Source organism: Streptomyces sp. NPDC020379 (genome assembly GCF_044387105.1).
Taxonomy (GTDB): Bacteria; Actinomycetota; Actinomycetes; order Streptomycetales; family Streptomycetaceae; genus Streptomyces.
Window position 1 is genome coordinate 17,109 of the sequence record NZ_JBIRVR010000035.1, and the last position, 26,938, is coordinate 44,046.

Here is a 26,938-nt window from a genome sequence, read left to right on the forward strand (position 1 = left end):
CCGACCTGCCTGCGCGGCCGGAATCACGTGTGCCCGGGGCCTTGGGGCCGCGCTGGCGGCAATGCGGTTCGTCCCCAGGCGGCGATCATGGCGGGAGCGATGTCCACGAACGCGGGGTCGGCAAGACAGGCCAGCCCATGGTCGATGCCGTCAGCTGTAGCTGTTCCATTTTCGATCATCACGGAGCGCACTTGCTCAATGGTTTGGCGCCAGATGACTCCGGATCGGTTGGTGGCGGTGATGGGGGCACAGTGGACTCGCAGCCCGATGCCGGTCAGGCCATTGGTCAGCAGGGGGCGGGGGTAGGAGCGGGCCCATCCGTGCAGATCGCTGCCGATGGCGTGAGTGACGGCAGCCGAGGCGGCTTGCATGATCGCCCGGTAGGCCGGGTGTGGCGAGGTGTCGATCGGGAAGAGCGACACGTCTTCGATGTACAGGTACCCCCCGGGGGCGAGCCAGGTGACCATCCGGGCGACAGCTTCGTCACGTCCGGGCAGGTGGCTGAGGAGGTTACGGGCGTGGATGAAGTCGAAACTGGCTGGGGGGAAGTCCGAGGCGCGGATGTCGTGTTGCCGAATACGAAGCCTTGGGTCTGTCAGGCCCTTGAGGAAGCGTGTGTCGATGTCGGCGGCCACAACGGTGCCTGCCGGGCAACGTGCGAGCAGCCATTGGGCAATGGTGCCGGTGCCGGCACCCATGTCCAGGCAGCGGCTGTCAGGAGCGAGGGGAAGTGATGCGAGTGCGGCCATGGTGGCCGGGTCGCATGCCTCGGTCAAAGCGGCCAGGCGTCCGGCTTCGCCGGTTTGAGCGGGCGACAGCACTCGCTCCCCGTAACCTTCCTGCGTGACACCTGGTGTGGAGCCACGAAGTCCATGGACCTGCTCGGGTTCGTTCGCGGGCATCAGGAACTCCCGGCAGAAAGAGAAGTATCCGTGGCGTTGTCCGTCCAGTCCGATGGGGGACGTGGGTCGGCGATGGCGTAGGCGGCTGTCATGGCGTCCTTCCGCGGCCTTTGCACTCACGGCCATAGAGGTGCTCAGACCGGCGGCGGGGAATCATCGGCACGCTGTCGGGGACGAGGATGATCTTTGCTTCGGGGCGGACCTCGTGGTGGGGGGCCGGGTGCAAGGTCCAGTGCCGGGCGATGGTGCTGAGGATGATGATTGCCTGGGCCCAGGCCACCGGTTCACCCACACAGCCCCGGATTCCGGCGCCGAAGGGCACATAGGCTTCGCGCGGCAGCTTCTTGGCCTGCTCCGGCCGCCATCGGTCGGGGTCGAAACGATGGGGGTCCGGGTAGTAGAGCGGGTCCCGGTGCAGGACGTACGAGGAGTACAGGACGGTGGTTCCGGCAGGGATGTGATGCCCGCCCAGGTCCACGTCGACGATGGGGCGTCGCGAGAGCATCCAGGGCGGCGGGAACAGGCGAAGGGTCTCGGCAATGACTCTGCGGGTGCAGGTGAGCTCGGACAGGTCCGCGTAGCCGGCCACGCGATCACCCAGGACCGTGTCAACCTCCTGCTGGACCTGTCGCTGGATCCAGGGATGCCGGCCCAGGAGGTGGCAGGCCCAGCTCACAGCGGTGCGGGTCGTCTCCGAGCCGGCGATCATCAAGGTCATGACCTCGTCGTGGATTTGCTGGTCGGACATGGGCGCTCCGCTCTCCTCGTCCTGAGCTGCGAGCAGCAGCGACAGCACGTCGCCTGTATCAGTGCCGGTGCTGCGGTATTCCGCGATGACGCGGCTGATCACGGCGTTCATCGACTCGAGGGCTTGGTTGAACCGCCGGTTCGCAGGGATGGGCAGCTTCTCGACGAGACGTGTGGGAGCCAGGGACCGCCAGCCGGTGCCCGCCACCAGCACGGGCAAGGATCGCTCCATCTCCGCGGCGGCCTGTGCTCCGATGTCGGTGGAGAACAGAATCCTGGCCGCGATGGTGAGCAGCAGCGAGTACAAGTGATCGTTGAGTTCGATGCACGCGCCGTCTTCCCAGGCGCTGATGCGTCGCTCGGCGATGTCCTGCATCGCCGTCGCATACTGCGCGATCCTGGTGTGGTGGAAAGCCGGCTGGACGAGCCGTCGTTGCCGACGGTGAAACTCGCCGTCGGAGGTGATCAGACCGTTGCCGAACCAGAGGCGCAGCTTCTCATGCTGCCGGCCCTTGTCGAATTTGTGCGCATCGGTGACGAGTACGCGTCGCACCAGGTCGTGGCGGTTGATGACGTAGGCCGGGGCGGTCCCGATGCGGATCTTCACCACGTCCCCCTGAGCGGCGAGATCACTGAGGAACTCCAGTGGCTGACGCAGGAGTTGGACGCTGTGCCCCAGCATGGGCAGGCCTCGCAGGGCCGGGGTTTCCACTGAGGTGTGTTCCGTGGTCATGATGTTCCCTCTTGGTCCAGGGTGCAAGAGCGGGACAGCGCAACGGGCCGGACAGGCAGACCGGCCGCATTCACATCGGGAGACGGGGATGGCGTGGCCATGGGTCGTAGGGTCAGAGCGTCAGGACGCAGCCCACGAGCAAGACGCAGTACCAGATGGTGTAGAGCAGGTAGGTTCGGTGGTCACTGGCGGGTGTGCGGTACACCACCACACGTACCGCCGCGAGCCAAGCGACCGCCGCCAGCACGGCTTCGTACGCCACAAGGCCCGGTGGGGCAGCGCTGCGGTCGAAGAGCAGCACATGAGCGGCCATCGGCAGTGCGCACAGACCGACTGCGGCAAAGATACGTGTCGGCCACTGCCCGATGACCATCGGCAGGGTACGCCGCCCTATTTCACGGTCGCCGGCGAGGTCCCGCAAGTCCTGCACCGACATCACCAGGTTGAACAGCATGGTGATGACGGCAATGAGCCACCAACCGCGGGCGGTGAGTGGCCCGGCGATCCGCCAGGCCGCGGCAAGTTGCGCGAACGTGGCGACGGCGATGCACAGGTTCTTGCCGTACCAACGCCGGGCCCAGCCCCCCTGGTTGTAGAGCACCGTCGTCACCAGCCACACAGCAGCCCAGAGGGCAACGCCGAAGGCTGTCCCCGCGATCAGATACAACCCGAGCGTCCACCACCATCGCCTCCAGGCCGCCGAGACCGGGATCTGGCCCGCTACGAGCGGACGGCCCGGTTTGTTCTGCTGGTCCTCCTTCATTCCCGTGGCCTGATTGGCCAGGCAGAACACATAGAGCGCACACCAGAAGAACACCAGCGCAAAGCATTGCGACCGGACAAGATCCGGCCACGGCCGCTCAAGGCTGCGCCAGGCTGCCGCCGTGAAAAGCATCGGCGGCACCAGCATGGATGTCGCATCACCACCGATGAACGCCCAGCTCAACCTGATCTCGTACCAGATGCGGCGCAGGGCTGCGGATCTCGGACGGCGACGCAGGTACGCCGTGGGTTCGCTGGGACGCACTGGAGCTGCCGCCGTGTCATGCCCGGATGTCGTGGCATTGACGCGACCGGCTGCGGGGTCCGGCTTCACGACAATCCGCTCCCTTCGACAAGAGGGGCGCGCACCGCGCAACCGGCCTGAAACTCGTGCCAGTGGAGGACAGGCCATAGGCGAAGGCGTCAGTCAGTGTTCGGCGGTCGGTGCTCCGGGCGTGCAGGGACGGGGCGGTCATGAGGTCTGCCCTGTCGGGTCGTTGGGCGCTTCGCCGATAGCGGGCGGCTTCCACCGCCGGGCCGGCCAGCGGGCCCACCGTCACCAGCAGCACATCCCGGACCCGGCTCTGGTGCAGGACCTCGACCGGCCCCAGACCCTTGTAGGCGGGGATGTCGTCGGTGACGGCGGCCTTGGGGAAGCGCAGGGCGGTCGGGCCGGAGGTGTGAGTGACGGCTTCGGCGAGGAGTTCACGGAGCCGGGTGGCATCCCGCGGCACACCGACCCGCATGCCCGGGACCGCGCCGAGGAGGGTGAGGTCCCACATACCGTGATGCGAGGGCCCGTCGGGGCCGGTGATCCCGGCCCGGTCCAGGACGAAGGTGACCGGCAGCCGGTGCGGCGCGACATCCATCAGCACCTGGTCGAACGCCCGTCCAAGAACATAGCCCTGGTGGCCGATGTCGAACAGCACCGTGTCCCAGGGCGAGGCGAAGACCCGGTGCAGGGCGATGCTCAGCTCCACCACCCCCAGGTTCGGGCCCAGATGACCGCCCGTCGCGCACACCGTGCCGATGAGGAAAGCACGGATCTCGGCGGCCAGCGCCGACAGGTCGTCGTGGGTGAGGTCGCGCAGAACCGCCGGTGCGGTGAGGGCGGACAGGAGCGGGAAACGCGCGGTGGGGATTCCGGGACCGGTGCCCGAAGCAGTGCCTGCGCCGGGTGCGGGCCTTGGGCCTCCGGTACGAGGCGTGGAAATCGTACGGGGTGTGCGGGCGGGGCGGGTGCTCATCGGACCCGCACCGCCTCCGGCAGCCCGAATGCCACCGTCTCGGTCACCGTGGTGTGCTCACGAGCCGTCACCGGGCCCAGACCGCCGAGCGCGGCGACCTCCCCGTCAACCAGCGACCGAGGCGACGTCGGATCCACCGTGCGGGGACGGACCGCCCGGATCTCGGTGGCCGTCCACACCTCCCCCGGAACCAGAACAGGCCCACACCCAGCGGCGGGAGTGAAAGGGAGAGGGGAATATTTCATAACGGCCTGGCTTTCACCGCACTGCAGTCGCAGGCAGTACAGGAGGGGACGGTCGTCGGGAGCTCCGACGACCGGTGGGCCCTGCCGCACGACGTCGGCCGAGGGGATACCGTCGCCGTGTGCGTGGCGGGGTCGTGGCGACACCCGGGCCGGGGAAACCACACGGGTCACCGCGAGGCGCTCCACCGGCACGGGAACACCAAGGGCGGGAAGCTGACTACCGCCTTCCACTTCATGGTTGAGCCCTGCGCCAAGGATGAGGAAGGCGCATATCACCAGCGCCCAGAAGACGTACAAGCGCCGTCACCGTGCCACCGCGCACCCGCGCACCCCCGTCGGTACACCAGTGCACGCACTTCGTGACTCACTACTCCGATGAGGCGTCAACGCAGATCTCGGCGTCCATCTCGCGCGCAGCGGAGTGCGTGTCAACGCGGTGCTGTTCGGACCGATCGAAACGCCGGTCCAGCGAGCTGTCTTCGATCGCGGCCCGGGTGCGCTGGAGAGGCGGTTGGTGCACTGACCCATAGTGCGGTTCGGCATGTTGGATGAAGCCGCTGGAGCGATCGCCTTCCTCGCCAGCGATGATTCAGGCTTCATTACCGCCGCCGTAGTGCCCTTCGACGGCGGCATCACCGAAGCGTTCACCGTCCCGGAATGACAGCCGGCGAGCGGGAGCACTTTCTTCCGCTGGCATCTCCGCTTTTTGATCGAGGAGTTGGCCGATTCGTCGGGCGCGCTGCGCAGCGGCGCTGTATGAACGACGCCGGTCATGAGTGCTTGAGAGCCTCAGGTGCCGACCCGAGGCAGGGACCGGTCTTCCCCGACCGCGTCGAACTCACCCCAGTCGCGCAGGCGCCACGCTCGGGCGGGGCGGGCTGTGAGGACGGAGCCGATCCACGGCGGACCCGGGTGGGGGTGAGCCGAACGCGCTCGACCGCGATGCGGGAGCCCGGCCCCCGTTCGGACGTCGCACGCATCCGTTCCTCTGTATGGCCACGTCAGCGGCCGTCGCCCGCTCCGGGCACTGGCTCCTGCCCGGTGCCCCGGCAGTCCGGGCAATCCATCCCGAGACCGCATTCCACGCACATCCGGCTGTCCACAAAGCCCAGGCCCTCACATACGCGGCACGAACCCCAGCCTTCGCACATGACACACAGCTGGTGACCGGGCTTCAACGTTTCCAAGACAGCCACACGTGGCGGGCGTATCCAGCTGGCGTGTATCCATACGACGGGCACCTCACCCGAGATCCGCAGAGCACGGCCCGCGGCGACTACGCTCGCGTTGAGTCCGTCACGCGTCGCCTTGAGGAGAGGGCGGCCGCCGAACCCCTGGCGGAGCTCCGTGTGCCAGCCCGCCGTGACGAACGCGTCGGCGGCAGCCGCGGCAGCCGTCTCGTAAGGAGTGTCGGGCAGTGTCAGGGCCATCGAGAACCGTTTCCCCATCGACCCGCCTACGGTGCGGCGGTCGTCGGTCCGCTCCTCGGCGCGCGGCTCGACGCCGGGGGTGACAGCGGCCGCGACGGCCCGCAGTTCGCGGCGCAGCCGGTTCACCGCACGCTCGAATCTCTCCGCCGCGCCCTCGGTTTCCTTGCTCATGTCCACCTTTCTCCCCCGCCTCGCCGTCGCCTCTGACGAGTTCGGGCTCAATCGGCCGTCCGGCCAGCCTTTTTCGGCCCTGGAGCACTGTAAGCGCTGGAATGCGCGTGCTCATCACCCCGGACGATACGGCGGGCCCGGATACGCCTCACCCGTCTCGTGCGGGACCGCGGCGGCCGGGTTCACAGCGTGTTCGGCGGGAGCCCAGGCGCTTCGGCAGTCAGGGAGCCTCCTGTCAGCTGCCAGGGTCCGAAGGGGAGCCGGCGCGCCCGCCCGCTGCGGCGCTCAGGGCCATGAGCAGGGCGCCGAGGACAAGAACGAGGACCGGTAGGAGCGGCAGTACCGAGTCCCAGGTGTGGTCGCTGTCAAGGTGGTAGGTCAGGGTGACCAGGGCGACGCCCAGCGCGGTGCCGAGCGATCTCGTCATGTTGATCATCCCTCCTCCGGTGCCGGAGTGCTCCTCGGGCACGGAGCTCATGACCATCTCGTTGTTGGACGGGGTGAAGAGTCCCAGTCCGAGACCGAGAACACCGAGCCAGACGATGAGCCACAGGTCCCGGGGTACGGCGAGGGCCGACCCCGCCAGAGCCACCAGGGCCAGCAGGGCGCCCGCCATACACCGGCGGCGGCTCGGCCATGCCTTCGGCAGTACCGCTTCCTGGGCGTTGGCGGCGAGCGCGAATCCCACCGCGAGCGGGCCGAGCAGCAGGCCCACTCTCATCTCGTCGGCCCCGGTGTGCCTGACGAGGGCCAGCGGTACCAGTACCAGCGGTCCGAACAGCACCAGATATCCGGCGAGTGCTCCGAGCAGTCCCCAGGCGACCCGCCGGTCGCGCATCAGCCGCGTGGACACCAGCGGTTCGGCGGCCCGGCCCTCGCGCCGTACGAAACCCCACCACAGTACGGCGGAGGCGACGATCAGCACGGCGCCCGCCCAGCCGGGCAGCGGCAGTCCGGAGAAGGCGGACACCCCGCCCAGCATGGCGGCCGCCCCTGATGCCAGCCAGGCCGTGCCGGGCAGGTCGAAGCGGGCGCCGGTGGCACGCCTGTCAGTGGGCGGCAGGAGGTAGTAGCCCATGATCATGGCGGCGACGCCGACCGGCACATTGATCCAGAACACCCAGCGCCAGCCGACCGTGGCCACCAGGACACCGCCCAGTGTCGGCCCGACGGCCAGGCCCAGCGCTTGGCCGGCCGCCTGGAAGCCGAGCGCGCCGCGCAGCCTCTCGCGCGGGGCGGCGACAGTGACCAGGGCAACGCTGTTGGCGGAGATCATCGCCGCGCCCAGCGCCTGCACGACACGGAAGCACACCAGTGCGGCCAGGTCGGGGGCGAGGGAACAGGCCGCGGACGCGAGGGTGAAGAGAGCGAAGCCGCGGAGGTAGACCGACTTGCGCCCGAGCAGGTCGGACATGTGGCCGACGGTGACCATCAGAGCGGTCGTCACCAGGAGGTAGGCCAGCGAAACCCACTGCACGGTGGCGAGCGGAGCGCCGAACTCCCGCTCCAGACTGGGGTAGGCGATCGTGACGATGCTCGAATCCAGCTGGCCCATGAAGGCGCCGACGGAGACGGTCAGCACGACCAGCTGCCACGAATACGCCGACTCACGCGCTCGACGCGGCCGGCCGCGCACACGCAGCAGTCTCTTCCCGAGCCCACCAGCCTGGTCCTTCATACCCACAACCGTGCACACCGCTCCCGCCGTACGCCGCCGCGGCGCGCCCCTCATCCCCTGCTCAGCCCAAAGTCGACAACCGGCCGAACAGGGCGGAGCAGGCCGACGGAATGCCGGTCCGACCTGCCCCATCACCTTGTCGAGCCCGGTTGGACCCGGTACGGATCCAACCGAAGTCACCGCTGTGTGCGCTGGTCGGACCGGGCGGGGGGCCTTGGTCGAGCGGACCAGGGACCGGGCCGGGGTGCGTGGCGGGCCTGGTGGCTGGAGGGTTCGGCCCTGCGGGGTGGTGACGGTCAGTTTCCGGGGAGTCGGTAGAGGTGGAAGTCCATGTTGGCTCCGTACGGGAGGGTGGGGGCGGGGGTGATGGTGCGCAGGTGAGTGGCGCCGTGGAAGGAGGTGGTGAGGGAGCCGTGGGCGATCTGGTCGTTGGTCTTGATGGCGACGAGGCAGGGCAGGCCGGCGCGGTGGCGGCGGATGTCGGCGAGGATGGCGGGTACCGGCGGTGAGGTGGCTTCGAGGTCGAGGCCGGCGGCGGTGAACGCGGGACCCCATGGGGGTTCGACGACATAGGTGTCGTGAGGCCCGCGCGGGGTGAGGGACGCGAGGAGCACACGGTAGTCGGTCAGCCGCAGGTCGATCGCAGAACCGATTCTGTCAAGGTTGTGGCGGGTGGCCTGGTACACGTCCGGGTCGAGTTCAGAAGCGAGGACCGGCAGCCCGAGACGCTGTCCGAGATGGAAGCCGAAGTTGCCGGAACCGCAGAACAGGTCGACGACCATGCCGCCCTGGGTCGGCAGCGGCCCGGTGCGCAGATCGGCGACGGCCACAGCGACGGCGGCCGAGTACGGGTCGATGGAGCATTCGATGGTGGTGCGGCCCAGCAGGCGCAGGCCCTTGGCCTCCATGTCGGGGGCGGGGATGCCGTACAGGGACAGGCCCTCGGGGCGGCCGTAGATGAGCCGGCCCGCTTCGCAGAGTTCGGCGCCGCTCAGCACTCGGTTGCGGGAAGGGCCCAACAGCTCGTCGCGGAAGCGGAAGTAGGCGGCATGGCCGCTCTCGACTGCACTGGCGGAGGGGTCGGCGGTGCTGGTCACGGGTGTGGCTCCTGGGTCCGGGCATGGAAGATCGCACCGAATGCGCACGGTGCGTGAGAAGTCGATTCCGCAGTGTAGTGTCCGGGACGATCTGTCGGTGCCCACGGAAACGGACCGCTCGCGATGACCCCTGAAGCAGCCCTTGCCTCTTCGGCGTACCCGGATTCGGCCGAGCTCGCCGCCCGCCCGTTCGACGAACTCGGCCTGACGTACGAGCAGACCTACGCCCACCTTCCCGCGCAGCTCGCCGCCCTCGACTGGCTGATCGCCCGACTGCCCGCTCAGGCACGGGTGTTGGACATCGGCTCGGGCACCGGGCGGCCGACCGCCGAGTTGCTCGCCCGCGCCGGCCATCGCGTGACGGGCATCGACGTCTCCGCGACCATGGTGGACATCGCGCGCGCCCAGGTGCCCGCGGCCCGCTTCGAGCAGGCCGACGTCCGCGCTGTCGGCTACGGCAGCGGAGGCTGGGAGGCGGTGTGCGCGTTCTTCCCGCTCCTGCAGATGCCGCGCTCCGACCTCGACCGCACGCTTGAACAGATCGCCGACTGGCTGGCGCCAGGCGGCTACTTCGTCTTCGCCACCGTCCCGTTCGACGCCGAGAACCACTCGATGACCTGGATGGGCCACCAGGTCACCGCCACCAGCTACCCCGTCGATGTGTACCTGGAGCGCCTGCGCGCGGCGGGACTTGAGATCCTGCACCACCGGATCAGCGACTTTCATCCCGACTTCCCCGGCATGGGCACCGAGGAACACTTCTTCGTCCACGCCCGCAAGCCCGGCGGGCCCGCCGTCCCCGCCCACGCCCTGGCCGCCCCCTACCCGCACCCCGAGGCGTACCGCGGCCCGCACGAGCTCACCCAGCACGGCTGGCTCGCCGTGGAGGCCCGCTTCGACCGCGAGGACATCGACCCGGTGGTCGACGCCCTGGCCGACAACGAGCGGGTGGTGGACGTCGGCGGCGGCAGCGGCGCGGTCGTACGCGCGATCACCCACCGGCTCGGGTCCTGCACGACGGTGGAGCCGCACGCCGCACGCGTCGAGAGCCTGCAGGCACTGGGCGCCGACGGCGTGACCGTCCTGCCCGGACGCGCCGAACAACTCCCGCTGGCCGACGCGTCGGTGGACGCGGCCGTGGCCACCTGGATGCTCCACTACACCGACGATCCGAGGGCTGCTGTCGCCGAACTGGCCCGGGTCGTCGACACCGCCCACCCTGAGGCCAAGGTCGTCCTCGTCCAGGGCTCGCCCGACAACGAACTCATCGACCTGTGGAACCGCTGCTGCGCCCCGCTCGTGGGACAGCGGCCCGACCACCAGGGCCACCTGCTGACCCTGGCCGCCGAGATCCTGGCGGAGCACGGCTTCGAGGACATCGCCCTGCACCCGGTCGCGGTGCGCGTCCGCTTCCCCGAGTCCGGACCCCACGCCAAGGCCGAGGCCGCCGCCGACGCCCTCGCCGACTTCTGGCACACCGGCCACGCCCAGCGCGACCAGCTGCGCGCCGCCCTGCTGGCCCCGCTGACCGAGCACTTCGCCGACGGCGCCGACAGCATCAGCGACAACGGCGTCCTGCTCGTCGCCCGCCCCCGCCGCAGCCACTGACCCGGCTCCGCCGAAGAGGACACCAACGTGCCCACCACCGACACCACGCCCCCGCCCACCACCGAGCCCTGCCCGCCGGCCGCCGAATGTCCCGTCGGCGTGTCCGGCGCCACCTTCGCCCACAGCGCCGGTGACCCGCGCGCCCGCTACGCGCACCTGCGCGCCGAACACCCCGTCCACCACGACGACGAGCTGAGACTGTGGGTCGTCTCCCGCCACCACGACATCGCCGAGGTACTGCGCGACCAGCACGGCAACTACACCACCACCCTCAGCTACACCCCCGTCCAGGAGATGGCCCCCGCCGCCCTCGCCGTCCTGGAGCAGATGGACAGCGCCCTCATCTCCTCCATCGACCCGCCCGAACACACCCGCCGCCGCCGCGCCCTCAACGCCGTCTGGCCCACCACCGCCAAGCAGCTGACCGCCCACCAGCCGGCCATCGACGCGCGCATCACCAGCCACGTCGGCGACCTGGCGAGCCGCCCCGCCCGAGCCTGCGACCTGGTCACCGACCTGGCCCGGCCACTCACCACCGAAATCATGGCCGACCTCATCGGCATCCCCGACCCGGACCGCCCCGCCATCGGCGCGCGCTCCGCCTGCCTGGCCGACCTCGTCTGGGGGCAACTCACCGACACCCAGCAGGAGAACGCGGCCCGCGCCCTCGACGAGATCTGGCACTACTGCAACGACCTGGTCGACCGGCACGCCGACCGCCCCCAGGACGACCTCACCACCGCGATGCTGGAGCACCGGAGCAAGGACGGGGAGCAGCTGACCCGCCGGGAGATCGCCTCCACCCTCGTCGACGTCGTGCTCTCCAACGCCGAACTCACCTCCCGGCTCCTCGCCAACACCCTCTACCACGTATTGAGGACAGGCACCTACCGGCACCTGGCCGACCGTCCCGAGCACATCCCCGCCGCCGTCCAGGAGACCCTGCGCCACGACACCCCCCTCACCGGCTGGCTGCGCGCCACCACCCGCGCCACCGAACTGGCCGGTGTCCACCTGCCCGCAGGCGCCCGGCTGCTCCTGTTGCTCGGCTCGGCCCCGCACGACGAGAGCCACCGCGTCGCGGACCCGGAGCAGTTCGACCACTTGCGCACCGATACCCCGCCCACGCTCGCCTTCGGAGCCGGTATCCACTACTGCCCCGGTGCGCCCCTGTCCCTGCACACCACCGCGTCCACCGTCACCGCGCTGACCCGCGCCCTCCCCGGCCTCACGCTCACCGACGACCCCGTCAACAGGCCCGAGAGCTGGCCGACCAACCTGTCCGTCCGCAGCCCCGGCACCCTGACCGCCCACTGGTAGGGCCGCCCAGAAGGCGAACCAGATGACCGCTGACCACCGCTCCCCCTCGAAAGCGGATGCCATGCCCCCGACCTCCCTCGCCCCTGTCGGCCCCTCGCTGCCCACGCCCGCCGAGGTCGGCGCCTGGTACGACGACGCCGACGACCTCTGCAAGCTGATGAGCGGCGACAGCTTCCACTACGGTCTGTGGCAGCCCGCGGACCTCGACAGCCCGCTGCCCATCGCCCAACTCGCCACCCGGGCTCAGAACCGGATGACCGACCTCTTCTGCGACCTGCTCCAACTCGAAGCCGGACAGCACCTGCTGGACGTGGGCTGTGGCCACGGCAGCCCCGCCATCCGCGCCGCCGGCCAGCGCCAGTGCGACGTCACCGGCTGCAGCATCAGCCGAGTCCAGGTCCAGGAGGCCACCCGCCGCGCCGCCGCCGCGGGCCTGAGCGACAAGGTCCGCTTCGCCTACGGCGACGCCATGGACCTCCCCTACCCCGACCAGGGCTTCGACGCCGTGTGGGCACTCGACAGCTTCCCCCACCTCAACGACCCCGTGCGGGGCCTGCGCGAACTGACCCGGGCCGCACGACCGGGCGCCCCGATCCTGGTCACCTTCTACACCCAGCTTCGCCCCGCCACCGAGACCGAACTCGCCATGTTCCGCGACTTCGCGTTCTGCCCGCTGCCCACCCAGGACCAGGTCCTCGACCAGATCCACACAGCCGGGCTCCCCTTGGAACACCTCCGCGACCTGACCGAGCACATCACCCCCACCATGCGGGCCTTCAGCCGGATCTACGCCGACAACCGCCCCCTGGTCGCCGAGCGGTTCGGCGACCAGTTCACCAGCGACATGGACGTCCCTCTGGCCAACCTCCTCACCTTCCTCTCCGAAAAGACCGGCTACCTCGCCTGCCTGCTGCGCCGGCCCGCACAACCCTGACCCCCCATCCGCATCGGACGCACCCGGGAAAACCGACGATCGCCCCACACACCCGCCCGCCCTGTGCCCACGCATCCGGCGCCATCAACCCGGCACGCCGCCGAGGGCTTCACCCAGCCCCGCACGCACCCGTGCGGGAATCAACTCGCCGTCCTCCAGCCCGAATTCACCCCGCCGATATCATGCTGCTCCGCCCCACCCACCTCACCGTCGCCCCGCGGCCTCCCCGCTGGTGGACCTGCGACCGGCCCGGGCCACCACCCTCATCCGCCTCCGCACGCGCCGCTTCCCACAGAGCGTGCCGCTCTTCGGCACGCTACTCCCGGCCCCAGCCCTTCCTCCCCCACCCCAACTCGCCTACGCGGGGCGCACGGTGACAGGGTGAAGCCATCGGTCCGTACACGATCAGAGCGCCCCCTCGTGCGGCTGGTCCTCGCCGTGGAACACATGAACCGACATTCACTGACGTAGGGGATCCGGATTCGCAGATATCTCCTTCCGGAGAGGGCATCCAACCCTTTAGTGCAGGTTCGCGCACCTACACCCAGGGAGACGCTCGACTGGGCGAGCATGACGCTGCTCGCACCATCGCTGAACGGACCGCGCTTCTCCCATGTCGTCCCGCCTCCCATCGCGGGAACCGACTACCGGCTGGAGGAGCTCCTCGCCCGTCTGGCCGGAGCTCCGCCCGACGAAGCCCTCAGGCTCCTCGAAGAAGCCCTCACCTCCATGGTCGCCGACACCCTGCACATGCCCGTCGAACAGATCTCCTCCACCACGCCGCTCAAGGACTACGGGATGGACTCCCTGATGGCCATGGAGGTCATGAACAAGGTGCGCAAGCACTTCCAGCGTGAGGTACCCGCCATGGAACTCCTGCACAGCGACGGTTCCATCCAGGGCATCAGCGAGATCCTGCTCCCCCGCCTCCTCGCCGACCCGCCCCCGGGCCGCACCTCCGCTCCCGCGGCGACGCTTCCGCACCCACGCCACGAGGACGAGCCCGTGGGCAGCCCGGGAGAGGAGGAAGAGAGCCGGTCAGCCGCCGCCCCCGCGGGAGACGCGGGTCACCGCGCCAAAGTCCACAGCGAGTGAGGCAGCGGCCGCGGCGCAGCACCTCCGCCGGGGGGGGAGGGCGACGGAATGGCGGAAGGCCGGCGTGGTCGCCGTGCCCGCGGTGGCGGCGGTCGCGGTCATGGCCGCCGCCATGCCGCAGGGTGGCCGAGCCGTCACCGCACGCGGACGATGTCCACGCCATGAATGCACCGATCAGAATTGGCCACCCATCACATCTCTTACGTCACTGCGCACTCAACGCCCCCACACGTGTCATGGAGCATCGTCGCAGCACTCGACACCGTTCCACGGGCATGGGATAGTAGTTTTATATTTATCTAGTTGAACAGGTGGTTCCACGAAAGTGCACGCCCAGGAAGTTGGACACGCCCCCTGGAGCTAAGGAGCACGAGTTGCCCATTTTCAGGCGCTTAATCTCGCCCGAGGGGCACATCTGGGAGACAGACGAAATCTTGGCCCGCGTATTCGGTGCCACCGAACTTCTCGCACGCCGCGGAATCGAATCCGGTTCGAGGGTGATGCTGAGCGGGGCCAATTCCCCGGAATGGGTCGTCGATTTACTCGCACTCATTCACCTCGACGCCTCGGTGGTCCTGGCTGATCATCGAGCCCCCCTGTCGCAGCGATCGAAGATCCGCGCTCAGGCGCGCGTAGTGCTCGAAATCAGCGGCAGTACAGGCGACACCGCGGCACCACGGCCCGCTTCGAACACGGCGGTTGTGCCCGATATGTCGGCCTGGGCGCGGCGCCAGGACGCCGCTATCTCCTGGTCGTCGGGTACGACAGGAAGCCCCAAGGGCATTGTTCGTTCCGGTCGCTCGATTCTGGACAACCTCGCAGTCAGCTCGGAACGAATGGGGTACCGGCCTGACGACGTCTTCCTGCCCGTCCTGCCGTACTCCCACCAATACGGTCTGTCGCTGGTCCTCTGCTGGTGGCTGGGCGGAGGCTCGCTTGTGGTCCACGGGTCGGCCACACGCCTGGACCGTGCGCTCGCGGTGGGCGTGGACAACGGCCTCTCCATCGTGGACGGGGCACCCTCGACCTATTACAGCCTGCTCAACTTGCTCGACCGTCGTCCCGCTCTCGCGACCGCGCTGAAGTCGGTACGAGCCTGGTGCGTGGGCGGCGCGCCGCTGGGGCGCGACCTGGCGGCCCGGTTCCACGCCCGCACAGGCCGGCACCTGCTCGACGGCTACGGAGCGACCGAGGTGGGAAACATCGCGCTCGCGCCCGATACCGATCCGGTCGGGTGCGGCACGCCACTGCCCGGCGTCGTCGTCGAAGTCCACGACGACCAGGGCAGGGCGCTTCCCAACGGCCGGCTCGGCGAGCTCGTCGTGCGCAGTGACGGTCTGATGACCGGTCATCTGGGCGATGACGGTGAGATCATCCCGGTGTCCGGCCCCGTTCACCGCACCGGCGACATCGGCCTGCTCGACGACGCCGGTCACGTCTTCCCGGTCGGGCGCAAGCACGCCGTGCACCGTGACGGCCACACGCTCTATCCCGACCATCTCGCCGAACGGGCCGGGTCGGCCGGCGCGCAGACGGTGGTCGTCGCCGTCCCCGACGAGCGTCTGGGCTGTCGTCTGGTGTTCGTGATCGCGGACCCGGACGATCACGAGCCCGCGCACTGGAAACGGCTGCTGCGCTCCGTGCTCGCCCGCTACGAGCAGCCCGACCACGTCGTCGTGCTTCCCGCGTTACCTCTCACGACCACAGGAAAGCCCGACCTGGTCGTTCTGGAGAAGGTCGCGATGACCTCGCTGCCCGCGTCGCACCGCACGACCACCGACGCGACCGCGTTCGGCTCGACCGGCGGTGCGACCGACTACCGCATTCCCTTCGCCGACCGCGTCGACGCGCTGCACGCCGTGCGCCGGTACGTGGCCGAGAACGTGGACACGGTGATGAGCGTCCTCACCGAGATCTCACCCCACAACACCGCCAGGGCGGAGATTCATTCGTTCCTCGCCACCCTCGACGGAGCGGAGGAGGAGATCCGCCGTGTCCGGCCCGGCTGTGTGCCGCGGGCCGCGGTCTTCATGCCCTCCAACATCCCGCTGTACTCCTACGCGCTCCACATGCTCGTGGCATCCCTTTACAGCGACCGAATCATCTTCCGGCCGTCCTCCGGGAACAAAAGCCAGATGCAGCGCTTGCACGACCTGTTGGCGCCGGTTCACGGCTTACCCATCAAGCTCTTCGACCTCAGCCGGCGTAAGTTCGCGACGGGACCGGTACGCGAGGCGGATCTCATCGTCTTCACCGGGAATTACTCCAATGCCGAGACTGTCCGCGAAGGGCTGGCGGAAGACCAGCTCTTCCTCTTCTTCGGCCACGGCATCAACCCCTTCGTGATCGCACCCGATGCCGATCTCACACACGCCGTAGATGACGTCACGAAAATCCGGCTCCACAATTCGGGCCAGGACTGCTTCGGTCCCGACGTCGTGTTCGCACCGCAGGGCCGCACTGAGGAATTCATCGACCTGTTGTCCACCAAACTGACTTCGCTGCGTTTCGGGGAGAACAGCGACCCTGCCGTCGACTACGGCCCGATCTGCTACGACTCGGCGCTGGTGAATTGCTCGGACTATCTGGTGCGCCATGTGAGCCACATCCGGCACGGCGGGCGCATCGATCTACTGTCCCGCAAAATCGAGCCGACCGTGCTGCTATGGGGCTTCGACGACAAGATCCCCCTCGCCGAGATGTTCGCCCCGGTGTTCAACGTCGTGGCCTATCCCAGCGCGAGGCGGTTGCGTGAACGGTTGTCGAGCCCCTACTTCAGCGAACGCGCGCTGGGAGCGATGGTCTACGGGAACGATCCGGAGACGGTGAAAGTCCTGGCCAAACGTCACCGAACCTGTGTCGACCACACGCTGCTCGACGCCGAGGACGGCAACCGCCCGTTCGGTGGATTCGGCGTGAGGGCGAACTACATCTCCTACGGCGGTGAGCGGCACGCCGAACCACTGCTCATGTCGCAGCCGTGGCGCGAAATCTCCCCACGGCCGCCCCTGTCACGGTGGGTGGGGAGTGACCCGGGTGCGCAAGCGGTACGCCGACGCGTGGTCCGCGATCGTCGACCTGCTGGTGGCGAACGAGGTGGACACCTGCTTCGGACTGCCCGGCGACGACCTGGAGTTGCTTCGCGCCCTCGACGCCGCCGGACTGGACCTCGTGCCCTGCCGTGACCAGCGCAACGCGATGTACATGGCGACCGGCTACGCGCTGCAGGCCGGCCGGCTCGCCGTATGCGCGCTGGGCAAAGGGCCGGCTGTCACCCACGCGGCCACGGGCCTGCTGGAGGCACGGGAGTCCGGCGCACCCGTCCTGGTGCTCGCCGCGGGCGCGCCCGAACGGCGCCGGGGCAGCGGCGGATTCCAGGAACTCGACCAGGTCGCCGTGACAGCCCCCCTCGTCCGGTGGGCGCACCGGGTAGGTCATCCTGACCGGGTCGTCCCCGCGACGGTGACGGCGCTGACCCGGGCTGTGGGGCCACCACCCGGCCCCGTGTACCTGGAGATCCCCGATGACGTCCGCACAGCGGAGATCCTCGTCACCGGACCCCGGCCGACGCTGCCCGAACGACTGGACCTTGAGTCCGTGCCCGTGGCGCGGGGACCGGCACTGGCGGCGATCCGCGCGAGCCGGTGTCCGGTGGTGCTGGTCGGCGGCGGAATGCGGAACCGCAACGACGACGGCGTGGTCGAGCGCTTCGCTGAACGCCTCGGCGCGGCACTCTTCACCACCGCGTCCGGCCGCGGTGCCGTCGACGAACACCACCCGCTGTTCTGCGGTGTGGCGGGTCTCTACGCCGCGGCCCCCGCCCGCGAGTTGTGGTCGTCCAGCGACCTGGTGGTATCGCTCGCCGGGCGACTGGAGGAGACAGTCGTCGAAGGCGGAACGCCGTGGCCGCCGGTCGCGGTGGTGCAGGTCAACGTCGATCCGGGCGGGCTGTCGGCCGAGTTCTCGGGCCCGCGCGTGCTCGGAGACGCCCGGCACGCCGTCCTCGGCTGGTCGCGGGCGCTGGATGAAGTCCGCAAGGCCGAGCGCGCGGACACGACCGAGGTGTGGGCGAACAAGATCGCCGCCGCCCGTAAGGCCATGTCGCTCGAAGTGGAAGCGGAGTTGGCCCGCGCGGCGACGCTGCCGGGGATCCGCATCGCTGAGCTGCTCGCCGCGCTCGATGCCACCGCCGGCGAGCCCCGCGTGCTGGTCCAGGAGAACGGGCTTCAGGACATGTGGTCCTACTGCTTCCCCTTCCACGTCGGTGGCGGGTCCGTCGTGCCGTCGGAGCAGACCCCCTTGGGCTTCGGAGCGGCCGCGGCCATCGGGGTCAAGCGGGCTGCCCCGGACCACGAGGTCACCGCGTTCATCGGGGACGGAGCGTTCCTCGCGGCCCGCGCGGACATCGCCGTCACCGCTCCATCCCAGGGCGGCGTTCTGTACGTGGTGCTGTGCAACGGCGGCTACGGCTGGCTGGACGCCCAGCGCGCCCGCCTCGGACTCGACGCCGAACGTTACCCCTTCACCCGGCCGGGCGCGCCGCCGCCCGTGGTGGACGGGCCGGACATCCACTGCCGAGTGCTGCGTGACAAGGCCGCGCTGACGAAGGAGATTCTCGCCGCGCGACGGTTCTGCTCACAGGGAGGCACAGCCGTGCTCATGGTGCCGGTCGCTTCCGACGACATCGCCCCGCCCCTCCGCGACGCCGAGGTGGTTCCCCAGTGACCGACGCGCGAGGGCAAGGTGACGCCAGGCGCGCCCGGGCCCGGCGCCGGGTGATGGTCACCGGGTACGGGGCGGTGACGCCGCTGGGCCACAGTGTCGACGCGACATGGACGGCGATGCTGGCCGGGCGCAGCGGCATCGACACCGTGGACGCGATCGACGTGACCGGTCTCGGAGTTCGCATCGGTGGCCAGGTCCGCGGGTTCGCACCCGGCCGCTACATGCCCCCGACGGTCAGCCGGCGCGCCGACCCGTACGCGCAGTACGCCCTCGCCGCGGCGCTGGAAGCTTGCGAGCACGCCGGACTCGTCGTCGACGACCGCCTGGCGCCGCGGGTCGCCGTGATCATCGGCAGTGGCTACGGCCCGGTAGGGTCGATCTACCGCGCCGCGAACACACTGCGCGACAAAGGACCACGGGCCATCGGCCCGTTCACCCAGGTCACGACCGCCATGGACAGCGCCGTCGGCGAGATCAGCATGCGGCTGGGCACACAGGGGCCCAGCCGTGCCCAGAGCACGGCGTGCGCCAGCGGCGCCGACGCGGTGGGCGCGGGGATGCGCATGATCGGCCATGGGGAGGCCGACATCGTCCTCGCCGGCGGCGCCGACGCCTGCGTCACCGCGGTCGACCTCGCGGGCAGCGGCAACGCCCGCGCGCTGTCCAAACGCAACGACGACCCGACCGCGGCGTGCCGGCCCTTCGATACGCATCGCGACGGGTTCGTGATGAGTGAGGGAGCCGCCGTGGTGGTGTTGGAGGCCGCTGAGGTGGCCGACGGACGAGGGGCGACGGCCTTGGCCGAGCTCACGGGCTACGGAGCGAGTTCCGACGCTCATCACTGGACCGCCCCGCATCCGGAGGGACGGGGCGCGTGCCTCGCCGTCGAGGCAGCGCTGCGCGAGGCCGGGATAACGGGGTCGGACGTGGACTACATCAACGCGCACGGCACCGGGACGCTGCTGAACGACGCCATCGAGACGGCCGTCCTGCGCAAGGTACTGGGTGATCATGTCACCCGGATCCCGGTCAGCTCCACCAAGTCGATGACCGGGCACATGATCGGTGCCGCCGGGGCGGTCGAGCTGGTGGCTTCGATCCAGGCCCTCCGCACGGGTGACGTCCCGCCGACGATCAACTGCGACGAGCCGATCGACCCGGACATCAACTTCGTGCCGCACCGGACGCAGCATCACGAGCGTATGCGGATCGCTCTCAGCAACTCGTTCGGCTTCGGCGGCCACAATGCCGCTCTCGTGGTCCGCGCGGTATGAGGTCCCCGGCCGTGCCTCACCTTCCGGGACCGACACCGGGCCCCGCCACCGTCACCCGCAGCGGGCCGCTCACCTGGGTCCAGGAGTGGCACTGGTTCGAACGCACCATTCCCTCTCCACGGCGGGTGAATCCGACACCGCTCGCCGACCACTGCCACGTCCCGCCCCCGGCGACCCTCGCCGACATCCACGTGGCGCTCGCGTCCCTCACCGTCCGCCACGAGGCACTGCGCACCACTGTCGACCCGCTCCGCCCGATACAGCACGTCCACCGCGCGGACTGGGCCCCGCTGCCTGTCGACCACGTCGATCTCCCCGTCGTCGACACCGACACCGTGGAGGCCGCCACAGCGGCGCTGGCCGCCCGCCCGATCGACCCCGAGCGCGATCCGCCCTGGCTCGCCAGGGTGCTGCTCGAGGCGGGACAGCCGCGCGCGGTGCTGATAGCCGCCCACCACGTCGTGATCGACGGTTGGGGGCTGGCGGTGCTGATCAGCCAACTGCACGATCAACTGCGCGGCGGCGACGTACCGGCGGAGGCGCCCACGCACCCGCTCGACACGGTCGCCGCCCAGCCCCCTGAACGCGCCCGCGCGGCAGAGCGTGAGTGGCTCACGCGTCTCGCGGGCAACCCCACCGGCGTGCTGGCCCCGTTCGGCGGGACCGGCCACGGCGACGGGCGCCACCGCCTCCAGCACCGCTCGGCGGACGCGTACGACGACCTCGACCGCGTCGCCCGGCGTCATCAGGTCAGCCCGGAGGTCGTTGTGCTCGCGGCGCTGGCCCACGACGTCGCCACCCACACCGGCGAACACCGGTTCCTCGCGTCAGTGGTGGTCTCCAACCGAGCCCGGGCCGCTCTGCGGAGCAGCATCGGCGTCCGGGCCCTGACGGTTCCGGTGCAGATCGATCTCCGCCCGGGCGCGGCGTTCGGCGAGGTGGTCGCCTCGGTCGCCGCCGCTTCCGCCGCGGCCTACCGGCACGGTCAGTGGCGCCCCGCGGAACTGGTCGCCGCCCAGGCGCGCATGGACCGCGGCCGGGGTGTCGTGACCGTACCCACCATCGAGTACAACTGCTATTCGTGGCCACGCGACTACCTCGTCCCCGCGCGGAACACTCCGCCGGACAGGGCCGCCACATGGATCCGCAGCGCGCCCGACGAGCCCTGCGACACGCTCTACGTCGACCTCGGCCTCGACGCGGGGGTCGTCACCCTCGATGTCACCGTCGGGGATCACCTGCTCGACGCCGGGCAGGCCATGGCGCTGCCCGCCCGTTTGTGCGGTCTCCTGCGCGCGCTCGCCGATGGTGCCGAGTGCCCGGTTCCGGCACACTCGCTCACACCGGCCGCCGCCGGCTGGTGGCGCGCCCCGCGGGGATGGGTGTGCCTGGCCAAGGTCGAAGACGTGCTACGCGGCCATCCCGGAGTGCTCGACGTGACGGTGGCGCCCAGCAGGGGCACCGCGGGGGAAGGCGGCGAACCGCACCTCGTCGCGCACGCCCGCATCGCCCCTGGCGTCACCTCCGGCGACCTGCACCGCCACGTCCTGGACCACCTCGGCGAAGTGCCCGGCATCCTGGCCCCGGACCGCTACGTCCTCTCCCCGGACGGCCCCGGTTCCGGCCGTCCCCCCGAACGGTCCCGCCCCGTCACCGGCGGCACGGAAACCCCGCGGATCCTCTCGCGCCCGCCCGCGACGGGCGCCGAACGGGCTCTGGCCGCCGCCGTGGCGGCTGTCGGCTCCGCCGGCCCGCCGGCCGGCTCCTTCGAGGGCCCTGGTGCCGTGGACATGAACCGTTGCCTCGCCGACCACGGAGTCACGCTGGTCGCCGTCCCTCGTCTACTGGCGCTGCTTCACCGGTCCGGCTTCACCGGCATCGCGTCGGACGAACTGGCCGGAACGGCCTCGCTCGGCCACCTCGCGGCAGCCCTGGAGCCCTTACCGCCTCGCGCCCATGATGGAGGAGAAACCTCACCGTGACCGCGCCCCCAACCCCCGCACCGTCCGGGGACCGCCTGGCCCCCTGGGCCTTCGCCGCTTTCGTCGAGGCGAACACCCACGACACGGCATACCGCCCGCCGGTGGTGGACGGTCCCGTCGGGCCGACCATCGTCCGCAACGGCCGCGAACTGGTGAACTTCGCCAGTATCAGCTTCCTCGATCTGGAGCGCCACGTCCCGGTACGACGTCATTTCGCGGAGGGCGCGCGCGCCCACGGGTTGAGCACGAGCGGATCCAGGATGACCCAGGGGATCTGCCGTCCGCACCAGGTGCTGGAGGAGACGATCGCCCGCCACACCGGCAAGGAGCGGGCCATCAGCTTCGCCACGGGGCTGTTGGCCAATATCGGGTTCATCAACGCCATGAGCAGTTCAGCGCACTTCGACGCCGGGATCGAAGTACGCAATCACGACACCGTTTTCGTCGTCGACCGTGACGTCCACTGGAGTATCTGGAAGGGGCTCCAGGGGCTTGGCTACGGCCGCGGCGTCCACGCCTTCCGGCACAACGACGTCTCCGACCTGGCACGCGTCCTGGACCGGGTCCCGGCCCGCAAGACCGTGGTGATCGCCGAGAGCATCTATTCGGCCGACGGCAGCATGGGGCCGATCGTGGAGATTCTCGACGAGTGCGACCGGCACGGCGCCATCAGCATGATCGACGACGCGAACGGCTTCATGGTCTACGGGCCCGAGAACCGTCCGTACGCCCGCGAGGCGGCCGCGATCCGGGAGCGGGCCGACTTCGTCATGGTGTCGCTGTCGAAGGCCATCGGTCTGGAAGGCGGCGCGATCGCCGGGCCGGCGGTGGCCATCGACGCCTTCGAACTTCTCTCCGGCACCTCGATGTTCACGGCCGCCATCCAGCCACCCACCGCCTACACCGCCAAGCGCACGATCGATGTCCTCGCCGCCAATCCGGGAATCGTCGACGACTACCTGACGCATGCCGCCCGACTCCGCCGACAGATGCACGAGGCCGGCACACCGACGACGCCGACCGAGTCGTACATGCTCTCGGTGCCGATCGGGAACGACGCCGCCGCCCTGCAGATGCGGGAGTGGTTCGTGGAGGACGGCTACCTCGTACCCGTCTTCTCCTACCCAGCCGTCTCACGCAACCAGGCGCTACTGCGCTTGTTCCCGCACGCGGGCCACACCGAGGAACAGATGGACGGCTTCCTGCGCACTCTCCTCGCCTACCGGCGGCGCCTCGGGTCTCTGACGTCCCCGCCGCGGTTCGCCACCCCGGCCGATGGCCGACGGGCATGACCGACCAGACGGGCCCGCCGATCGCGGCGGCAATCCGTGTGGACCACGTACGGTGGCCGGCTCAGCCGGCCCATTCCATCAAGGAGGAGCCGGTGGTGAGCAATGCCGACATTCTCAACGCCATTGCCAAGATTGTCGAAGAGGTCGCCGGAGTCGACTCCTCCGAGGTGACCACCGAGAAGTCCCTCAGCGACGATCTCGACATCGACTCCCTGTCGATAGTGGAGATCACCGTGGCGGTCGAGGACAGGTTCGCGGTGAGCTTCCCCGACGGCCAGGTCGCGGAGTTGCGAACCGTCGGCGACCTGGTGAGCTACGTCGCCGACCACCGGTGACCGCCGCCGGGTGGCCCAGCCGTGGCACCGCTCGGCGCGTGCGCGCCGTCGTCAGCTGTTCACCTGTCCTGGCCGTACGCGAAGCACGATGCGCGCGGTGCGTAAGTCATCGACGAAGGCCCGGCCGGTCACCGGACCGTTCCTCCGCGTCGAACGAGACTCTCTTCGAGAGGTGTGCCGTGCGTGCGATGGTTCCCCCCAGGGTCAAGCGGCCATGAGCGTCCTCGATCGCTTCCGGCTCGACGGTCGCGTCGCCGTGGTCACCGGGGCCTCCTCCGGGCTGGGTGTCGTCTTCGCCACCGCGCTGGCCGAGGCCGGCGCCGATGTCGTGCTCGGGGCCCGGCGCGCCGAGAGGCTGGAAGCCGTGCGCACGGCCGTCGAGAGGCGCGGCCGCCGGGCCGTCGCCGTGCCTACCGACGTCGCCGAGCCGGAGGACTGCCGTGCGCTGGTCGCCGCGGCCGTGCACGCGTTCGGGCGGGTGGACATCCTTGTCAACAACGCCGGGATCAGCAGTGAACACCCCGCTACGGAGGAGACACCGGAGCAGTTCCGCGAGGTCATCGACATCAATCTCAACGGCTCCTACTGGATGGCCCAGGCCGCGGGCGCGGTGATGCTGCCCGGCAGTGCCATCGTCAACGTATCGAGCATCCTCGCGCTGGTCACGGGCGGTCTGCCACAGGCCGCCTACTCGGCGTCGAAGGCCGGGATCCTCGGGCTCACGCGTGATCTCGCCCAGCAGTGGACCCCCAGCAAGGGGATCCGCGTGAACGCCCTCGCGCCGGGCCTCTTCACCTCCGCGATGACCGACGGCTACGCCGATGGCTACCTCGAGGCGATGATGCCGCGGGTGCTCTCGGGCCGCGTCGGACAGCCCGAGGAACTCGCCGCGGCACTGGTCTTCCTCGTCTCCGACGCGGCGTCCTACATCACCGGCACCACCCTCACGGTCGATGGGGGCACGCACATCGCGTAGTGACACGCGGCGTGGACCCGAGCAGCACATCCCACCTGAATCCGCGAGCGGATGTGTCCATGTTGTCGATCAGTGAGCGACGCGGTCATGACCGTACGGACGGCACGGTCACACGGGTCCGGCGGATCACGCCGGAGGACGGGACGGGCGACGAGATCCTCGGCATCGCCGAGTACCACGCAGAGCCAGCGGTTCCGGGCCGGGCCGAGAGCACCTTGTCCGCCGCCGACGAGTGGCACCACCGAGGCGTCGGCACCCTGCTCCTGGAGCACCCCGCTTTCGCCGGCGTTCCCTCGTCGCGCAAGGGTGCCGGCACTCTCCAGCGCGCGAGCCGCTTCGGCCGGCAAGCCGTTCCGCGCCGCGGACCCGAGCCGTCAGGAGACGGCGCCGCAGAAGCCACCGGCAGCGGTCACGCGCGCGGGCGCGTGGTCACATCCGTGCGGCGAGTTCGTGAACCACCGTCAGGTCGTCGAAGGAGAGCAGGCGGTCGCCGATGATCTGGTGGGGCTCGCTGCCCTTGCCCGCGACGAGCACGATGTCGTCCGGTCGCGCGGCGGTCAGCGCGTACCGGATGGCCTCGCGCCGGTCGGTCACCCGGTGGAAGGGGGTCCCGGAGAGCACGAGGCCCGGCGTGATCTGGTCCAGGATGGCCTCAGGGTCCTCGTCGCGCGGGTTGTCCGAGGTGACGACGCACAGGTCGGAGTAGTTCCCCGCGATCGCGCCCATCGGGGCGCGCTTGGTGGTGTCCCGGTCGCCGCCGCAGCCGAAGACGGTGATCACCCGGCCGGTCGCGAAGCCGCGGACCGTGGCCAGGACCTTCTCCAGGGAGTCCGCGGAGTGCGCGTAATCCACGATCACGTGGACGCCCCGCGGGGTGCGGTAGCGCTCGAACCGGCCGGGGGTGGGCGCCATCCGGTCCAGGGCGTCGACGAGAGCCGGGAGCTCATGGCCGAGCAGGTGGCACGCCGCGAGGGCGGCGAGCGCGTTCGCGACGGAGAAGCGGCCCGGTACCGGGATGGCCGCGGGATATTTGCGCCCGTCGTGGTGGAGGGTGAAGCGGCACCCCGCGGCGTCCACGGTGAGGTCAGTGGCACGGTAGTCGGCGGGCGCGTCCAGGGCATACGTGGTTGTCGCGCCGGGCATCAGGGCCAGGATGTCGGCGCAGACAGGGTCGTCGGCGTTGACCACCGCGCGGCCGCACAGCCCGTCGAAGAGCCTCAGCTTGGCGTTCTTGTAGCTTTCCATGGTGCCGTGGTCGTCGAGGTGGTCCGGGGTCAGGTTGGTGAAGACGCCTACATCGACGGCCACATGGTCCAGCCGCCGCTCCAACAGGCCCATGGACGTGGCCTCCAGGACCACCGTTCCCGTGCGCCGGTCGCGCATAAGGCCCAGCAGGTACTGCAGATCCGGCGAGTTCGGGGTGGTGAGCACCGACCGCGGCATGGCGATCCGCTGTCCGCCGATGCGGCTGCCCGAGGTGCCGATGACGCCGACTCGCGCGGATTCGGCGGTCCGCAGGATCGACTCGACCATGTAGGAGACGGAGGTCTTGCCGTTCGTCCCCGTGATCGCGACGACGTCCATGGCACCGCTCGGGTCGCCGTGGTAGCGGGACGCCGCGACAGCGGTGACCGCCCGGATGTCCGCGACCCGCACCACGCACAGCCCCCTGGGCAGCACCGGCAACGGGACGTCGCCGGTGGTCAGTACGGCGGCCGCTCCCTCTCGCACCGCCTGTTCGATGCGTCCGGGGCCACCTTCCCCATGCCCTGGGACCGCGATGTACAGGGCGCCGGGCGTCACCCGGTGGGCGTCGAACGTCATGTCCGCGGTGATGGGCGTCTTCAGGCTGCCCTGGAGTACGTGGTGGTCCTGCCCGTCGAGCAGTGCGCTCAGTTTCACAGCTGTCCCCTCGGAGGCGGTCGGCGGCGCACTGCGCGTGTCCCGGCCTTGCGACAGGGGTGACGGCGAACCGGAACCGCGTTGTTGACCACGGCCTCAGCGGCGCCGGAGCCGTGCTGACCGGCCGAGTGCCCCCCCTCCGGCGCGGCGCGAGGCACGTGCGGTGAGGGCCGGGACGTCGGCGGCGTCGTGCGGGCGAGCGGGCCCCACAGGGGGATATCTGCGTGCGAGCCGAAGGGCCGGACCGGCCGGGCACCGCTACCTGACGCACCTCGCGACCGGCTCCGGGCCAAAACCCTTTCCTGGGCCGACCGGATTCCGGGCGACCGGACCCGCTGGTCCGGCCTCGAAGGCTGTGTTCAGGTGACCGGGCGGAGCAGGGACCTGCCCGACACCCTCGCAGTGTATGCGGCGCCGGGCACGGTGCGTGCCACCCGTACGGACGGAGAGTGCGGGAATGTTCGCGCGTCGGAGCCGAGGGGG

20 protein-coding genes are annotated in these 26,938 nt (G+C 70.0%); 12 read left to right on the forward strand and 8 right to left on the reverse strand.

Annotated elements, in window-relative coordinates:
• Positions 1–23 precede the first annotated feature (23 nt).
• The 4 genes from ACH427_RS30705 to ACH427_RS30720 form a co-directional block, all read right to left on the reverse strand.
• Complete coding sequence (locus ACH427_RS30705; protein ID WP_398874814.1) at positions 24–902, reverse strand: class I SAM-dependent methyltransferase; 879 nt, start codon at positions 900–902, stop codon at positions 24–26.
• Positions 903–990: 88 nt separating this feature from the next.
• Entirely contained in the window at positions 991–2,382 is a 1,392-nt protein-coding gene (locus tag ACH427_RS30710) for a cytochrome P450 (protein ID WP_398874816.1), read from the reverse strand.
• Between the two features lie 112 nt (positions 2,383–2,494).
• The gene (locus ACH427_RS30715) at positions 2,495–3,478 is read right to left on the reverse strand and encodes a UbiA family prenyltransferase (RefSeq protein ID WP_398874818.1); all 984 of its coding nucleotides are present in this window, start codon (positions 3,476–3,478) and stop codon (positions 2,495–2,497) included.
• Positions 3,426–4,391 (reverse strand): 1-deoxy-D-xylulose-5-phosphate synthase N-terminal domain-containing protein, encoded by a 966-nt coding sequence (locus ACH427_RS30720; protein WP_398874821.1) that lies wholly within the window; start codon positions 4,389–4,391, stop codon positions 3,426–3,428. Before ACH427_RS30720 ends, ACH427_RS30715 begins: the two co-directional genes overlap by 53 nt.
• Positions 4,392–5,165: 774 nt before the next feature.
• On the opposite strand from ACH427_RS30720, the gene ACH427_RS30725 reads away from it, so the two are divergent.
• Positions 5,166–5,297: an SDR family oxidoreductase gene (locus ACH427_RS30725; RefSeq protein ID WP_398874823.1), complete on the forward strand. Its 132-nt coding sequence runs from the start codon at positions 5,166–5,168 to the stop codon at positions 5,295–5,297.
• Positions 5,298–5,637: 340 nt separating this feature from the next.
• On the opposite strand, the gene ACH427_RS30730 is transcribed toward ACH427_RS30725, so the two are convergent.
• The 3 genes from ACH427_RS30730 to ACH427_RS30740 all read right to left on the reverse strand — a co-directional run bounded on the left by ACH427_RS30730 (position 5,638) and on the right by ACH427_RS30740 (position 9,012).
• Positions 5,638–6,237 carry a hypothetical protein gene (locus ACH427_RS30730; protein ID WP_398874825.1) on the reverse strand — a complete coding sequence of 200 codons (600 nt, stop codon included), beginning with the start codon at positions 6,235–6,237 and terminating at the stop codon, positions 5,638–5,640.
• Between the two features lie 235 nt (positions 6,238–6,472).
• Positions 6,473–7,915 (reverse strand): MFS transporter, encoded by a 1,443-nt coding sequence (locus ACH427_RS30735; protein WP_398874827.1) that lies wholly within the window; start codon positions 7,913–7,915, stop codon positions 6,473–6,475.
• Positions 7,916–8,211: 296 nt separating this feature from the next.
• The gene (locus ACH427_RS30740; protein ID WP_398874829.1) at positions 8,212–9,012 is read right to left on the reverse strand and encodes a hypothetical protein; all 801 of its coding nucleotides are present in this window, start codon (positions 9,010–9,012) and stop codon (positions 8,212–8,214) included.
• Between the two features lie 123 nt (positions 9,013–9,135).
• Between ACH427_RS30740 and ACH427_RS30745 the strand changes: the two genes are divergently transcribed.
• The 11 genes from ACH427_RS30745 (at position 9,136) to ACH427_RS30795 (ending at position 24,553) form a co-directional block, all read left to right on the forward strand.
• A complete protein-coding gene (locus tag ACH427_RS30745) occupies positions 9,136–10,620 on the forward strand; it encodes a methyltransferase domain-containing protein (RefSeq protein WP_398874831.1) in 1,485 nt (494 codons plus the stop codon).
• A gap of 27 nt (positions 10,621–10,647) precedes the next feature.
• Positions 10,648–11,940 carry a cytochrome P450 gene (locus tag ACH427_RS30750; protein ID WP_398874833.1) on the forward strand — a complete coding sequence of 431 codons (1,293 nt, stop codon included), beginning with the start codon at positions 10,648–10,650 and terminating at the stop codon, positions 11,938–11,940.
• A 22-nt stretch (positions 11,941–11,962) separates the two neighbouring features.
• Positions 11,963–12,874, forward strand: coding sequence for an SAM-dependent methyltransferase (locus tag ACH427_RS30755; RefSeq protein WP_398874835.1), 912 nt, complete (start codon positions 11,963–11,965; stop codon positions 12,872–12,874).
• Between the two features lie 570 nt (positions 12,875–13,444).
• A complete protein-coding gene (locus tag ACH427_RS30760) occupies positions 13,445–13,969 on the forward strand; it encodes an acyl carrier protein (protein WP_398874837.1) in 525 nt (174 codons plus the stop codon).
• A gap of 434 nt (positions 13,970–14,403) precedes the next feature.
• Positions 14,404–17,154, forward strand: a complete 2,751-nt coding sequence (locus ACH427_RS30765) for an aldehyde dehydrogenase family protein (protein WP_398874839.1) — start codon at positions 14,404–14,406, stop codon at positions 17,152–17,154.
• Positions 17,066–18,694 (forward strand): thiamine pyrophosphate-binding protein, encoded by a 1,629-nt coding sequence (locus tag ACH427_RS30770; RefSeq protein WP_398874873.1) that lies wholly within the window; start codon positions 17,066–17,068, stop codon positions 18,692–18,694. The genes ACH427_RS30765 and ACH427_RS30770 overlap by 89 nt, the downstream gene beginning before the upstream one ends.
• The gene (gene fabF, locus ACH427_RS30775; RefSeq protein ID WP_398874841.1) at positions 18,691–19,968 is read left to right on the forward strand and encodes a beta-ketoacyl-ACP synthase II; all 1,278 of its coding nucleotides are present in this window, start codon (positions 18,691–18,693) and stop codon (positions 19,966–19,968) included. Before ACH427_RS30770 ends, fabF begins: the two co-directional genes overlap by 4 nt.
• Positions 19,969–19,979: 11 nt before the next feature.
• On the forward strand, positions 19,980–21,950 hold the full coding sequence (locus ACH427_RS30780; protein WP_398874843.1) for a condensation domain-containing protein: 1,971 nt from the start codon (positions 19,980–19,982) through the stop codon (positions 21,948–21,950).
• The gene (locus tag ACH427_RS30785; protein ID WP_398874845.1) at positions 21,947–23,242 is read left to right on the forward strand and encodes an aminotransferase class I/II-fold pyridoxal phosphate-dependent enzyme; all 1,296 of its coding nucleotides are present in this window, start codon (positions 21,947–21,949) and stop codon (positions 23,240–23,242) included. Before ACH427_RS30780 ends, ACH427_RS30785 begins: the two co-directional genes overlap by 4 nt.
• A gap of 95 nt (positions 23,243–23,337) precedes the next feature.
• Positions 23,338–23,577 carry an acyl carrier protein gene (locus tag ACH427_RS30790; RefSeq protein WP_398874847.1) on the forward strand — a complete coding sequence of 80 codons (240 nt, stop codon included), beginning with the start codon at positions 23,338–23,340 and terminating at the stop codon, positions 23,575–23,577.
• Positions 23,578–23,791: 214 nt separating this feature from the next.
• Positions 23,792–24,553, forward strand: coding sequence for an SDR family NAD(P)-dependent oxidoreductase (locus ACH427_RS30795; RefSeq protein WP_398874848.1), 762 nt, complete (start codon positions 23,792–23,794; stop codon positions 24,551–24,553).
• Positions 24,554–24,982: 429 nt separating this feature from the next.
• Here ACH427_RS30795 and ACH427_RS30800 read toward each other — a convergent pair whose 3' ends face one another.
• A complete protein-coding gene (locus ACH427_RS30800) occupies positions 24,983–26,455 on the reverse strand; it encodes a UDP-N-acetylmuramoyl-L-alanyl-D-glutamate--2,6-diaminopimelate ligase (RefSeq protein WP_398874849.1) in 1,473 nt (490 codons plus the stop codon).
• Between the last annotated feature and the right edge of the window lie 483 nt (positions 26,456–26,938).

What these genes read in the sequence shown, in the direction of transcription:
- ACH427_RS30710 (WP_398874816.1), bottom strand. Translation starts at nt 2,382, where the DNA reads ATGACCACGGAACACACCTCAGTGGAAACCCCGGCCCTGCGAGGCCTG.
- ACH427_RS30730 (WP_398874825.1), bottom strand. Translation starts at nt 6,237, where the DNA reads ATGAGCAAGGAAACCGAGGGCGCGGCGGAGAGATTCGAGCGTGCGGTG.
- ACH427_RS30720 (WP_398874821.1), bottom strand. Translation starts at nt 4,391, where the DNA reads ATGAGCACCCGCCCCGCCCGCACACCCCGTACGATTTCCACGCCTCGT.
- ACH427_RS30795 (WP_398874848.1), top strand. Translation starts at nt 23,792, where the DNA reads ATGAGCGTCCTCGATCGCTTCCGGCTCGACGGTCGCGTCGCCGTGGTC.
- ACH427_RS30760 (WP_398874837.1), top strand. Translation starts at nt 13,445, where the DNA reads ATGACGCTGCTCGCACCATCGCTGAACGGACCGCGCTTCTCCCATGTC.
- ACH427_RS30745 (WP_398874831.1), top strand. Translation starts at nt 9,136, where the DNA reads ATGACCCCTGAAGCAGCCCTTGCCTCTTCGGCGTACCCGGATTCGGCC.
- ACH427_RS30755 (WP_398874835.1), top strand. Translation starts at nt 11,963, where the DNA reads ATGACCGCTGACCACCGCTCCCCCTCGAAAGCGGATGCCATGCCCCCG.
- ACH427_RS30705 (WP_398874814.1), bottom strand. Translation starts at nt 902, where the DNA reads ATGCCCGCGAACGAACCCGAGCAGGTCCATGGACTTCGTGGCTCCACA.
- ACH427_RS30735 (WP_398874827.1), bottom strand. Translation starts at nt 7,915, where the DNA reads ATGAAGGACCAGGCTGGTGGGCTCGGGAAGAGACTGCTGCGTGTGCGC.